This window comes from Allobosea sp. GW823-FHT02B03, from assembly GCF_058797755.1.
Window position 1 is genome coordinate 105,276 of sequence record NZ_JBXAJY010000003.1, and the last position, 13,028, is coordinate 118,303.

Annotated in this window: 10 protein-coding genes; 8 read left to right on the forward strand and 2 right to left on the reverse strand. The window is 66.6% G+C overall.

Going from position 1 to position 13,028, the window contains the following annotated elements; translation table 11 throughout:
* The first annotated feature begins 126 nt into the window (after window positions 1–126).
* Window positions 127–3,606 (forward strand): hypothetical protein, encoded by a 3,480-nt coding sequence (locus AC1REK_RS10170; protein ID WP_492268136.1) that lies wholly within the window; start codon window positions 127–129, stop codon window positions 3,604–3,606.
* Window positions 3,607–3,791: 185 nt separating this feature from the next.
* Here the strand turns inward: AC1REK_RS10170 and tyrS are convergent, their stop codons facing one another.
* Together tyrS and AC1REK_RS10180 are read right to left on the reverse strand one after the other, a co-directional pair.
* Complete coding sequence (gene tyrS, locus AC1REK_RS10175; RefSeq protein WP_492268135.1) at window positions 3,792–5,033, reverse strand: tyrosine--tRNA ligase; 1,242 nt, start codon at window positions 5,031–5,033, stop codon at window positions 3,792–3,794.
* Window positions 5,034–5,183: 150 nt separating this feature from the next.
* Window positions 5,184–5,855 carry an alpha/beta hydrolase gene (locus tag AC1REK_RS10180; RefSeq protein WP_066469417.1) on the reverse strand — a complete coding sequence of 224 codons (672 nt, stop codon included), beginning with the start codon at window positions 5,853–5,855 and terminating at the stop codon, window positions 5,184–5,186.
* 281 nt (window positions 5,856–6,136) lie between these two features.
* Between AC1REK_RS10180 and AC1REK_RS10185 the strand changes: the two genes are divergently transcribed.
* The 7 genes from AC1REK_RS10185 (at window position 6,137) to AC1REK_RS10215 (ending at window position 12,998) form a co-directional block, all read left to right on the forward strand.
* Entirely contained in the window at window positions 6,137–7,351 is a 1,215-nt protein-coding gene (locus AC1REK_RS10185; protein ID WP_492268134.1) for a cysteine desulfurase family protein, read from the forward strand.
* A 78-nt stretch (window positions 7,352–7,429) separates the two neighbouring features.
* Window positions 7,430–8,902 (forward strand): Fe-S cluster assembly protein SufB, encoded by a 1,473-nt coding sequence (gene sufB, locus AC1REK_RS10190; RefSeq protein WP_492268133.1) that lies wholly within the window; start codon window positions 7,430–7,432, stop codon window positions 8,900–8,902.
* Window positions 8,903–9,039: 137 nt separating this feature from the next.
* Entirely contained in the window at window positions 9,040–9,792 is a 753-nt protein-coding gene (gene sufC / locus AC1REK_RS10195; RefSeq protein WP_492268132.1) for a Fe-S cluster assembly ATPase SufC, read from the forward strand.
* Window positions 9,792–11,141 (forward strand): Fe-S cluster assembly protein SufD, encoded by a 1,350-nt coding sequence (gene sufD, locus AC1REK_RS10200; RefSeq protein WP_492268131.1) that lies wholly within the window; start codon window positions 9,792–9,794, stop codon window positions 11,139–11,141. Before sufC ends, sufD begins: the two co-directional genes overlap by 1 nt.
* Window positions 11,141–11,347 (forward strand): tautomerase family protein, encoded by a 207-nt coding sequence (locus AC1REK_RS10205; protein ID WP_316020755.1) that lies wholly within the window; start codon window positions 11,141–11,143, stop codon window positions 11,345–11,347. The genes sufD and AC1REK_RS10205 overlap by 1 nt, the downstream gene beginning before the upstream one ends.
* A gap of 3 nt (window positions 11,348–11,350) precedes the next feature.
* Complete coding sequence (locus AC1REK_RS10210) at window positions 11,351–12,589, forward strand: cysteine desulfurase (RefSeq protein WP_492268130.1); 1,239 nt, start codon at window positions 11,351–11,353, stop codon at window positions 12,587–12,589.
* Window positions 12,590–12,659: 70 nt separating this feature from the next.
* A complete protein-coding gene (locus AC1REK_RS10215) occupies window positions 12,660–12,998 on the forward strand; it encodes an SUF system Fe-S cluster assembly protein (protein WP_316020763.1) in 339 nt (112 codons plus the stop codon).
* The last annotated feature ends 30 nt before the right edge of the window (window positions 12,999–13,028 follow it).

The window sequence follows — 13,028 nt, forward strand, 5'->3', positions numbered from 1 at the left end:
CATGCGGCCGGAGAATCGGTTACTTTGTCGCGGGCTGTACCCGCCGGGCGGTCGCGCGCATTGTGCCGGAAGGGCGTTTGACCGGATGCCGGGCCTTTCAACCGCAAGACATGAAGCGAATCCTTCTTGACCGAGGACAACAGGAATACTTCGGCGCCCATCGCCGCGGCGCCTGCTGCGACGCAAGCGGAGGCCTGTGACCCCGCAGGGGTCGCAAAGCGCGCCTGGAAGGGCGTGGTCACGATCGGCGTGGCTGTTGTCGTCGCGGTGGTGACGCTGTGCCTGGCGGCTGGCGCTCTTCTCGTGAGCGGCTTCATTCCGCTCTCAGGCCTGGAAGGCAGGATTTCCAACGCCATCGAGGAAAGGCTCGGCCCGAACTGGAAAGTCGAGGTAGAGCAGGCCGGACTCGACCGGGTCGACGGCCGCTCGCGGTTGCGGGTCCAGCAGGTTTCGTTCCGCCATTCGGGAGGCGCCTCCTTCCGGGCGCCGGAGGCCGTGCTCGGCTATGAGCCGCTCGCGCTGCTGCGCGGCGAAATCAAGCTCGTGTCGCTCGATCTGCGCGGCGTCAATATCCGCCTCGGCGTCACCCAGGATGGTGCGCTGCTGCTGGAGCAGGGCGCGCAGGCGCAGGCCGTGCCATTGCCGAATGCCCCGGTCGTCGGCGATCCAGCCGACTGGAACGCCTTCACCGGCGTGATGAACGCGATCGGCGCCCTCGCAGAGGGTGATGGTCTGCTCGGCTCGCTCGAACAGGCAGGCATGGGCGGGGCGCGAGTGACGCTGATCGATCCCTCGGGACGCCAGAAGGCTGGGCTGGAGGATGTCGAGGTCAGGCTGGAGCGGCTCGGCGGCGGATTGACCAGGCTGGTGGCGCGAGGGCGCACGGGCTCGCGGTGGAAGGATGTCTCCCTCGACCTGTCGAGCAGTCCCGACGGCACCCGCCGCGCCAGCATCGATATCCGGCGCTTCGAGCCGTCTGAGGCGGTGGCGCTCGCCTTCGGCAATGCGACGGTTGCGCTCGACGGGCTTGCGCTCAGCGGCAAGATCTCGCTGACCCAGACGCCGGATGGGGCCCGCAGGATCGCCGCCGGGCTCAATGTCGCGCCCGGTGTCGTCAACCTTCGCAGCGCCGCGCTCGAGCCGCTGGAGATTCAGGGCGCCCGGCTCGACTTCGACAGCGATGACGGACTCAAGACGGTCCGGATCGCTGCGGCGGAATTGCAGGCGGGAGCAACGAAGCTGAGCGGGCGCGGGCAGTCGCGCGAGGAGGGCGGGGTCTGGAAGGTCGCTTTTGAAGGGGCGGGACAGGTCGCCGGCGTCGATCAGGACGCGCCGGTCGTGGTCGACAAGCTTCGTGCCGCCTTCGAGGTCGAACCGACCGCCGGCGAAGTCCGAATCGAGCAGCTCGTCGTCAAGGGGCCGCTGATCGATGCCGAAGGCTCCGGTGCGGCTCGGCGCGTCGGCGAGCGCAACTCGCACGAGTTCAAGATCAGGGCGGTCAATTCCGACATGCGCGCGGCCCTCGCTGTCTGGCCGGCTGTGACCTCGCCCGATCTGCATGCGACCCTGAGCCGTCAGATTCTCGGCGGGCGCGTCGAGGAGATCACCGTCGATCTGTCGGTCTCGCCTGAGGCCAATGCCCGCCTGCATGGCGGCCAGGGTATGGACGATGACGCCATCACCGTGGTGCTGAAGGGCTCGGAGGTGCGTTTCCTGCCCAGCCCCGGGCTGCCCCCACTGGTCGATGCGCGTGTTGCCGGCACGATCACAGGTCGCACGGTTCAACTCGGCATCGCCCAGGCAGCCGCCGATCTTGGCAATGGCCGCAAGCTGATGCTCGACGAGGGCAGCTTCACGATGGCGGATAGCTGGGCCGACCGGTCATTGGCGCGGATCGGCTTCCGCTCCACCGGGTCGATGGACGCATTGCTATCGCTGTTCGCATTCCCGGCACTCAAGGAATTCTCGCCGCTGCAGATCGATCCGGCATCGCTGCGCGGGACGAGCGAGCTGAAGAACCAGATCTCGCTGCCGCTGGTGAATGATCTGAGCTTCGCCGATGTGGTGATCCAGAGCAACGGCACGCTGACCGGCGTCGCCTCCGACACGCTGCTCGGCAACGAGAAGCTGGACGGCGCCAATCTGACGCTCAACTACGACCGTGGCCAGCTGCTGATCAAAGGCGAAGGCCGCATCGGCGGCGATCGCGGGCCGATCGAGCTGCGCCAGAACGCCAAGGGGCAGGGCGAGGCGACGGTTTCGCTGACGCTCGACAATGCCGCCCGGCAGCGCCGCGGCATCGGTCCCGAGGCCGGCATCAACGGCCCGCTGCAGGTCAAGGTGATCAAGGCTCTGGGAAAGACGCCGGAGGCGCCGCCGCGTGTCGAGATCGATCTGGCGCGCGCTTCGATCGATACATCCATTCCCGGACTGAGCAAGCCGGCCGGCCGGGCGGGCCGGGCGGTGTTCACCTATGTGTCGGATGCGGACGGGCCCGACTTCGAGGATCTGACCATCGACAGCGCCCCGATCCTGGTCAAGGGCCGGGTTTCGCTGAACAAGCAGAACGCCTTCGAGAGCGCCAGCCTGTCGCAGCTCCGGCTCTCGCCCGGCGACAATCTGAACAAGGTCGAGATCAGCCGCGACGGGGCTGTGACCAAGCTCTCCGTGCGCGGCGCCGTGCTCGACGTCCGCCCCTTCATTCGCGACCTCATGAGCGCGCCGGCGGCGCCTGCACGTGGCGCTCGCGGCGCAGCGGCAGCAGCCGGCCCCGACTATGAGCTCGATCTCGACGTGCCGATCCTGACGGGCTTCAACAACGAGGCGCTCGGCAACTCGCAACTCAAGCTCTCGCGGCGCGGCGGCGCGATCCGTTCGATCAACTATGCCGGCAGGATCGGGCGGGCGGATCTCTCGATCAAGCAGGCGCGCCAGGGCGAGGGCGCCGGGCCGCTGGTGCTTCAGTCGGAAAATGGCGGCGCGACCTTGCGCTTTTTCGACCTCTACCGCCGCGCCCATGGCGGGGATCTCGTGCTGCGGCTCGGGGCTGGCGATGTCCGTCAGGATGGCGAGGTGCTGCTGCGGAACTTCACCGTTCGCGACGAGCCGGCGCTGCGCCGCGTCGTCGGCGCGCAGAGCGCGACGGCTCCGAGCGCGCTCGATCGCAATGGCGCGCCGATCCCGCAGCGCATCGACGTCAGCGAGGTCGCCTTCACCAAGATGCGGGCCGAGTTCACCCGCAGCGCCAGCCGCATCGACATCAGCGAAGCGGTGATCTGGGGCCAGCAGGTCGGCTTCACGCTGCAGGGCAATGTCGACTACGGCCGCGACCGCGTCGATATCGGCGGCACCTTCGTGCCGGGCTACGCGCTGAACAACGCCTTCGCGCAGGTGCCGGTGGTCGGCATGATCCTCGGCGGCGGCCAGTATGGCGGGCTGTTCGCGGTGAATTTCCGCGTCTCGGGCTCGGCCACCGCACCTACCATGACGGTCAATCCGCTCTCGGCGATCGCGCCCGGCATCCTGCGCCGCTTCATCGATCCGCTCGGCGGCGGCCCGCTCGAGCAGCGGCCGCAGGGCAACGTTCCCAATACGGCCGAACGCTGAGGCGCGGGCGCCGTGCGATCGCGAGGCCGGGCGGCGCCTGTTTCGATGACGCCGGCTCCGTCGCAATGCGGTCCGGTTGGCCGTGTCAGGCCGAAATCGTTACTGTCGGCAAATGCTTGGCGTGAGTGCCTGAGATCTTGATTGCGCCCGGGCAGTTGTGCTGCCCGGGATTTTCTCGAGCGCCGTCAGACGGCCCGCAGCAGGATGTGCTTCTTCTTGCCGAAGGAGAGCTTGGCGGCGCCGTCCGCCAGGTCGGAAAGTCCGAGGCTGGCGCGTTCGTCGGTGACGAGTTGGTCGTTGACGCGCAGGCCGCCGGCCTTGATCTGGCGGCGGGCCTCGCCGGTCGAGGGCACGAGGCCCGCGCTGACGAAGGCGCTGAGCACGCCGAGCCCGGCCTCGAACTGCGCCTTCGGCAGCTCGACGCTCGGCAGGTCCTGCGCGGTCTCGCCCTCCTCGAAGGTCTTGCGCGCGGTCTCGGCCGCGGCCTCCGCCGCCTGCCTGCCGTGCAGCAGGGCGGTGACCTCGGTCGCCAGTACCTTCTTGGCCTCGTTGATCTCGGCGCCGCCGAGCGCCGCAAGGCGCGCGATCTCGGCCATGGGCAGCTTGGTGAAGAGCTTCAGGAAGCGGCCGACATCGGCGTCTTCGGTGTTGCGCCAGTACTGCCAGAATTCGAAGACCGGCAGCAGCTTGGCGTCGAGCCAGACGGCGCCGGAGGCGGTCTTGCCCATCTTGTTGCCCGAGGCCGTGGTCAAAAGCGGCGAGGTCAGGGCGTAGAGCTGCACATCCGACATGCGATGGCCGAGATCGATGCCGTTGACGATGTTGCCCCACTGGTCGGAGCCGCCCATCTGCAGGATGCAGCCGGTGCGCTTGTTGAGCTCGACGAAGTCGTAGGCCTGCAGGATCATGTAGTTGAATTCGAGGAAGGACAGCGACTGCTCGCGGTCGAGCCTCGTCTTGACGCTGTCGAAGGACAGCATGCGGTTGACCGAGAAGTGCCGGCCGACATCGCGCAGGAATTCGAGGTAGTTCAGCCCGAGCAGCCAGTCGGCGTTGTTCATCATCGTCGCCGGGCCGGAGAAGTCGAGATAGTTCGAGAACACCGAGCGGATGCCCGCAAGGTTCTGCTCGATCGTCTCCTGGGTCAGCAGCTTGCGCGCCTCGTCCTTGAAGGAGGGATCGCCGACCATGGTGGTGCCGCCGCCCATCAGCGCGATTGGCTTGTGGCCGGTCTCCTGCATCCAGTGCAGCATCATGATCTGCATGAGATGGCCGACATGCAGCGAGGTCGCCGTCGCGTCATAGCCGATATAGGCCGAGATCGGCCCCTTCAGCGCAGCCTGATCCAGCCCTTCCGGGTCGGAGATCTGGTGGATGAAGCCCCGCTCGTCGAGGGTGCGCAGGAAATCGGATTTGAAGCTGGTCATGGCGGTCTCGATGGTTTGACGGTTTTTCCGTCATGGTCGGGCTAGTCCCGACCATCCACGTCTTCACTTCACTGATCGAGCGCCGTGTTCAAGACATGGATGCTCGCCGCAAGGGCGAGCATGACGGTTCGGAGCCGTTCGGCGACAGGATCAGGCCTGTTCCTGCTCGGTCTTCAGGATTTCCGGGCCGACCTTGCGGTCGAGATAGACGCCGACCTGCTCCATCAGCTGGTCGACGCGCCCGTCGAAGAAGTGGTTGGCGCCCTCGACCACGGCATGCTCGATCTGGATGCCCTTCTGGGTCTTCACCTTCTCGATCACCGCCATCACCTCCTTGACCGGGGCGACGCGGTCTTCCGAGCCGTGCACGAACAGGCCGGAGGACGGGCAGGGGGCGAGGAAGGAGAAGTCGTAGCGGTTCGCCATCGCAGCGATCGAGAGGAAGCCCTCGATCTCCGGGCGGCGCATCAGGAGCTGCATGCCGATCCAGGCGCCGAAGGAGACGCCGGTGATCCAGCAGCTCTTGGCCTCCGGGTTCAGCGCCTGCATCCAGTCGAGCGCCGCCGCGGCATCGGAAAGCTCCCCCGCGCCATGGTCGAAATGGCCCTGGCTGCGGCCGACGCCGCGGAAGTTGAAGCGCAGCGCCGAGAAGCCCCGGTTCACGAAGGTGTAGAACAGGTTGTAGACGATCTGGTTGTTCATCGTCCCGCCGAACTGCGGGTGCGGATGCAGGATGATCGCGAGCGGAGCGCCGCGCTTCTTGGCGGGCTGGTAACGGCCTTCGATCCTGCCGGCCGGTCCGTTGAAAATCACCTCGGGCATCGTATCTCGCCTTTTGCTGGGCGGAGCTGCGGAACAAGCGCGCAAAAGCGGCAGGAATGCCACCGATGCATGCGCTTGCCCTTGACGGCCCCGCCGCTCGCGCCCTAAATCAAGCGCTTAGAATGGTTCTAACAGCCGTGAACAAGACGGGAACATGCAGGCGAATGAACGCTTGCCGCTCCAGTCAGTGCGGCTCGGACGGGCGGCTATAGCACGGCGCAGGGGTGCAATTTCAAGCATTTCGTGCCGCAGCCGCGGCAGGCCCGTCTGGACATGGAGCAATGACGCTGTTTAACGCGACGAACCGCAGCTATCTCGACCATAACGCCACCACGCCGGTCCGCCCGGCGGTGGCGGAGGCGATGTTGCGGGCGTTGCAGATGACCGGCAATCCGTCCTCCGTGCATGGCGAAGGCCGGGCGGCCCGGGCGGCGATCGAGGCGGCGCGCGAGCAGATCGCGGCGCTGTGCGGTGCGAAGGCCGCGAACGTCGTCTTCACCAGCGGCGGCACCGAGGCGAATGCGACGGTTCTGGCACCGGGCCTGAGCGATTGCAGCGGCGGGCGCGATTGCGTGCGTGCACCGGTCACGCTGCTGCTCCATGGCGCGGTCGAGCATCCTTGCGTGCGCGACGGTCACCGTTTTGCGGCGGGGGCTGCCGAAGAAATTCCTGTCGACGGGAACGGGTTGGCGGATCTCGCCTGGCTCGAGGCGCGGCTCACCCGCCATGCCGCGGAGCGGCCGGGCGAACGCGCGCTGGTCTCGCTGCAGCTCGCCAATAACGAGACCGGCGTGATCCAGCCGGCCGCCGAAGCGGCCGTGATCGCCAGGCGCCATGGCGCGCTGGTGCATAGCGACGCGGTCCAGGCTGCCGGCAAGATCGCGATCGACATCAATGCTCTGGGCGTCGATGCCCTGACGCTGTCCGCGCACAAGCTCGGCGGCCCGCAGGGCGTCGGTGCCATCGTCTTCCGGACCGGGGCGCTCGAGCTTGCCGACAAGCCCCTCCGTGGTGGCGGGCAGGAGCGTGGCTGGCGCGCCGGAACCGAGAACGTGCCGGGCATCGTCGGCTTCGGCGTCGCCGCTGCCGAGGCAAGGGCCGCACTGGCGGACGAGGCGATCAGGCTGGCCGGGCTGCGCGATGCGCTCGAGGCCGGCCTGGCGAAGCTGGCGCCGGAGACGCTGGTCTTCGGTGGCGGGGTTGCCCGGCTTCCGGGCACGAGCGCCTTCGCGACGCCCGGCATCAAGGCCGAGACGGCGCTGATCATGCTCGATCTCGCCGGCGTCGCGCTGTCTTCGGGTTCGGCTTGTTCCTCGGGCAAGGTCAAGCGCTCGCATGTGCTCGCAGCCATGGGAGTAGACCCTGCCATGAGCGCGGGGGCCTTGCGCGCCTCGCTCGGATGGACCACCTCCGGGGCAGATATCGAGCGTTTCCTCGCGGCCTATGCGAAGGCGGTGGCCGCGATACCGAACCGGCAGGAACAGGCGGCGGCCTGAGCCCTGCGGCAAGACGATTACGACCAACAAGACGAAGACCAAACCGGCGGGCCTTGAACCCGCGACAGGAGAGTAGATATGGCAGCGGTCCAGGAGACCATCGACCAGGTCAAGTCGATCGACGTGACCGAGTACAAGTACGGCTTCGTTACCGAGATCGAGGTCGACAAGCCGGCCAAGGGACTGACCGAGGACACGGTTCGGTATATCTCGGCGCGCAAGAACGAGCCGGAATGGATGCTGGAATGGCGGCTCGACGCCTTTCGGCGCTGGAAGACCATGACCGAGCCGAACTGGTCGCGCGTCCAGTACCCGCCGATCGACTACCAGGACATCTACTACTACGCCGCGCCGAAGACAGGCGCCTCGCCGAAGTCGCTCGACGAGGTCGATCCGGCCATCCTGGAGACCTACAAGAAGCTCGGCATCCCGCTCAGCGAGCAGGAGATCCTCGCCGGCGTCGCGCCGGAGAACCGCGTCGCGGTCGATGCCGTGTTCGACTCCGTTTCGGTGGTCACCACCTTCAAGAAGGAGCTGGCGGAGGCCGGCGTGATCTTCTGCTCGATCTCCGAGGCGATCCAGGAGCATCCCGAGCTGGTCAAGAAGTACCTCGCCACCGTGGTGCCGGTGACCGACAACTATTTCGCGACGCTGAACTGCGCCGTCTTCACCGACGGCTCCTTCGTCTACATCCCCAAGGGCGTGCGCTGCCCGATGGAGCTGTCGACCTATTTCCGCATCAACGAGCAGAACACCGGCCAGTTCGAGCGCACGCTGATCATCGCCGACGAGGGCTCCTATGTCAGCTATCTCGAAGGCTGCACGGCGCCCAAGCGCGACGAGAACCAGCTGCATGCGGCGGTGGTCGAGCTGATCGCGCTCGACGATGCCGAGATCAAGTACTCGACCGTGCAGAACTGGTTCCCCGGCGACGCCGAGGGCAAGGGCGGCATCTACAACTTCGTGACCAAGCGCGGCGATTGCCGCGGCAAGCGCTCGAAGATCTCGTGGACGCAGGTCGAGACCGGCTCGGCGATCACCTGGAAGTACCCCTCCTGCATCCTGCGCGGCGACGGCTCGCGCGGCGAGTTCTACTCGATCGCGGTGTCGAATGGCGCCCAGCAGGTCGATAGCGGCACCAAGATGCTGCATCTCGGCAAGAACACGACCTCGAAGATCATCGCCAAGGGCATCGCGGCCGGCAAGTCGGACTCGACCTATCGCGGCATGGTCTCGGCACATCGCAAGGCGACGAACGCGCGCAACTTCACGAACTGCGACTCGCTGCTGATCGGCGACCAGTGCGGCGCGCATACTATCCCCTATATCGAGGCCAAGACCGCGACGGCGATCTTCGAGCACGAGGCGACCACGTCGAAGATCGGCGAGGACCAGATGTTCTACTGCCAGCAGCGCGGCCTCTCCGAGGAGGAGGCGGTGGCGCTGATCGTCAACGGCTTCGTCAAGCAGGTGCTGCAGCAGCTCCCGATGGAGTTCGCCGTCGAGGCGCAGAAGCTGATCACGATCTCGCTCGAAGGCTCCGTCGGCTGATTTTTCACCAGCCTTCATCCCGCGAGGCCGCCTGAGGCGTCGTCTCGCGGAATGCTGGGCTTGCTTCTGAAACGCATCCTTCGAGACGCGCGCTGCGCGCGTTCCTCAGGATGAGGGCTCAAGAAAGAACCAAACCAATGCTCGAAATTCGCAATCTGGTCGTCAAGATCGCCGACGAGGACAAGCAGATCCTCAACCGCCTCAACCTCACCGTGAACGCCGGTGAGGTCGCCGCCATCATGGGGCCGAACGGCTCCGGCAAGTCGACGCTGAGCTACGTCATCGCCGGCAAGGAGGACTATGAGGTCCTCGACGGCGAGATCCTGCTCAATGGCGAGAACCTGCTGGAGATGGAGGCCGATGCCCGCGCCGCTGCCGGCATCTTCCTCGCCTTCCAGTATCCGCTGGAGATCCCCGGCGTCGCCACCATGACCTTCCTCAAGGCGGCGATGAATGCGCAGCGCAAGGCGCGCGGCGAGGCCGAGCTCTTGACTCCCGACTTCATTAAGCAGGTTAACGCCGCGGCCGATGGCCTTGGCATCGCTCGCGACATGCTCCGCCGGCCGCTCAATGTCGGCTTCTCCGGCGGCGAGAAGAAGCGGATGGAGATCCTGCAGATGGCGCTGCTCGCGCCGTCCATGTGCATCCTGGACGAGACCGATTCCGGCCTCGACATCGATGCGCTGCGCATCGTCGCCGACGGCGTCAACGCGCTGCGTGCCAAGAATCGCGGCTTCCTGGTCATCACCCACTATCAGCGCCTGCTCGACCATATCGTGCCCGACACCGTGCACGTGATGTCGAACGGCAGGATCGTTCGGACCGGCGGCAAGGAACTGGCGCTCGAGCTCGAGAAGAGCGGCTATGCGTCCTATGGCGAGGCCGCGTAATGGCGATCATCACCCCGCTCAAGACCGCGGCCGAGCAGCAGCTCGCCGAGCAGTTCGCCAATGTGAAGGCGGAACTGCCGGGCGCTGGCGCCGTGCGCAAGCTGCGCGAGGACGCCTTCGCCGGCTTCGAGGCCAAGGGCTTGCCGCATCGCCGGCTCGAATCCTGGCGCTATACCGATCTGCGTTCGCTCGTGCGCGAGGCGATGCCGCTGGCGCGCCGCTCCGAGCGCCCGCAGGCGGTGGCTGACCGTCTCGCAATCCAGACCATTCCCGGGCCGCGCCTGGTCAGCATCGACGGCATCTTCAGCCCGGCCGATTCCGATCTGGACACCCTGCCGGAGGGCGTCACCGTCCGCAGCCTCGCCGAGGCGCTGACCGAGGCGCCGGAGGCGACGGCCGCCGCGCTCGCGCTGCCGGAAGTGGCTCGCGATGACAGCGCGCTGATGCTGAACGCCGCCTTCGCACGGGACGGCATCGTCATCGAGATCGCGCCCGGCGTGGAGCTTTCGCGGCCGATCCTGCTGCTTGGGATCGATTCCGGCGCGAAGGAGACTGCGCAGTTCTCCCGCGTGCTGGTCACGGTCGGTGCCGGGGCGAAGGCCACGGTCGTCGAGCAGTGCGAGAGCGTCGGCCCGGCCCCGAGCCAGGTCAACAGCGCGCTGTCCTTTGCCGTCGGCGACAATGCCGAGGTCGAGCATGTCCGCATCGTCACGCGCCAGCGGCCGGAGACGGTGCTGGTGAAGTCGCTGCTCGCGGAGGTCGGAGCGCATGCCAGCTTCGCCTCGGTCGCGCTCGCGACGTGCTGCGGCGTGCTGCGCCAGCAGAGCTTCGTGCGCTATGCCGGCGAGCATAGCCGGGCGGCGCTGCGCGGCATCAACCTGCTGCGCAAGCAGGAGCATTCGGACGTCACGCTGGTGATGGACCATGCGGCCGCCCATGGCGAAAGCCGCGAGCTGTTCAAGAACATCATCGAGGGCGAGGCTACCGGCGTCTTCCAGGGCAAGGTCGTCGTTCGCCAGCACTCGCAGAAGACCGACGGCAGCATGAAGAGCAACGCGCTGCTCCTCAACGACGGCGCGACGATGTTCAACAAGCCCGAGCTCGAGATCTTCGCCGACGACGTCGTCTGCGGCCATGGCGCCACCGTCGCGCAGATGGATGGCGAGCAGCTCTTCTACCTGATGGCGCGCGGTCTGCCGCGGCCGCAGGCCGAGGCGCTGGTGCTGACCGCCTTCGCCGGCGAGGTCACCGAGTTTGTCGGCGACGAGGCGGTGCGCGAGATCGTCATGCGCGAGATCGACCGCTGGCTCTCGCAGCGCGAGGCGGCGCCGAAGCTGGAGGCCGTCTGATGCCCTACGTCAACCTGCAGATCACCAAGGGCGCGAGCCGCGAGCAGAAGGCCGAGATCGTCAAGGAGTTCACCCAGACTCTGGTGCGCGTGCTCGGCAAGAACCCGCAGAACACCCATATCGTGATCCAGGAGATCGAGCGCGAGGATTGGGGGCATGCCGGCATCCTCGTCGCCAATCGCACGCCCGAGCCCGGAAAGGGTTGAGCCATGAACGTGATCGCGAAGCCCTACGACGTCCAGGCCATCCGCAAGGATTTCGCGATCCTCTCGCGCGAAGTCTACGGCAAGCCGCTGGTCTATCTCGACAATGCCGCCTCGGCGCAGAAGCCCGAGGCGGTTATCGAGGCGATGACGAAGCTGATGCGCGAGGACTATGCCAACGTCCATCGCGGCCTGCATTATCTCGCCAATGCCTCGACCGAGGCCTATGAGGCGGCGCGCGAGAGCGCGCGGCGCTTCCTCAATGCCGCCCATCTCGAGGAGATCATTTTCACCCGCTCCTCGACCGGGGCGCTGAACGCAGTCGCTTCCTCGCTCGGGCAGTATCTCAAGATCCAGGAAGGCGACGAGATCATCCTCTCGATCCTGGAGCACCACTCCAACATCGTGCCCTGGCACTACTGGCGCGAGCGCCATGGCGCCGTGATCAAATGGGCGCCGGTCGACGAGGACGGCAATTTCCTCGTCGAGGAATTCGAGAAGCTGATCTCGCCGCGCACCAAGGTGGTGGCGCTGACGCATATGTCGAACGCGATCGGCACAATCGTCCCGATCGCCGAGGTCGCGAAGATCTGCCAGAGCTACCGGATTCCGCTGGTCGTCGACGGCAGCCAGGGGGCGGTCCATCTGCCGGTCGACGTGCAGGCCCTGGGCTGCGACTTCTACACCTTCACCGGCCACAAGAACTATGGGCCGACCGGCTCCGGCGTGCTCTGGGGCAAGCGCGAATGGCTGGCCAAGCTGCCTCCGTACGAGGGCGGCGGCGAGATGATCCTGACCGTCAGCGAGGACGCGATCACCTATAACGATCCGCCGCACCGCTTCGAGGCCGGCACGCCGGCGATCATCGAGGCTGTCGGCCTCGGTGCCGCGCTCGAGTACATGATGGTGCTCGGCCGCGAGAACATTGCGGCGCACGAGGCACGCCTGCACGACTACGCCATGCAGCGGCTCGGCGAGATGAACTCGATCCGCATATTCGGCAAGGCGAAGGAGAAGGGCGCGATCATCGCCTTCGAGATGAAGGGCGCGCATGCGCATGATGTCGCGACCGTGATCGACCGGGCCGGCGTCGCGGTCCGGGCCGGTACCCATTGCGCGATGCCGCTGCTCGCCCGATATGGGGTGACGTCGACCTGCCGTGCGTCGTTCGGCCTCTACAACACGCTGGAGGAAGTCGATAAGCTGGTCGAGGCCCTGCGCAAGGCGGAAGACCTCTTCTCCTGAACCGCCGATTGCCTGAACTGGAAGCGCCATGAGCGACACTGCCGAGCAAATCAAGCCGAACGCGCCCACGATGGGCGCCAGCACCGGCCTGCCGCCGGAGGAGATCGACCGGCTGACCGACGACATCGTCGCGGCGCTGAAGACGGTCTACGATCCCGAGATCCCGTCCGACATCTACGAGCTCGGCCTGATCTACCGGGTCGATATCTCCGATAATCGCGAGGTCACGATCGACATGACGCTGACCGCGCCCGGCTGCCCGGTCGCCGGCGAGATGCCGGGCTGGGTCGAAAACGCGGTCGGCGCCGTGCCGGGCGTCGCCGCGGTTACGGTCAACATGACTTTCGATCCGCCCTGGGACCAGTCCAGGATGTCGGACGAGGCGCGCGTCGCGCTCGACATGTGGTGAGCGGAAGCTCCGGCTGAGAAACTGGGAAGG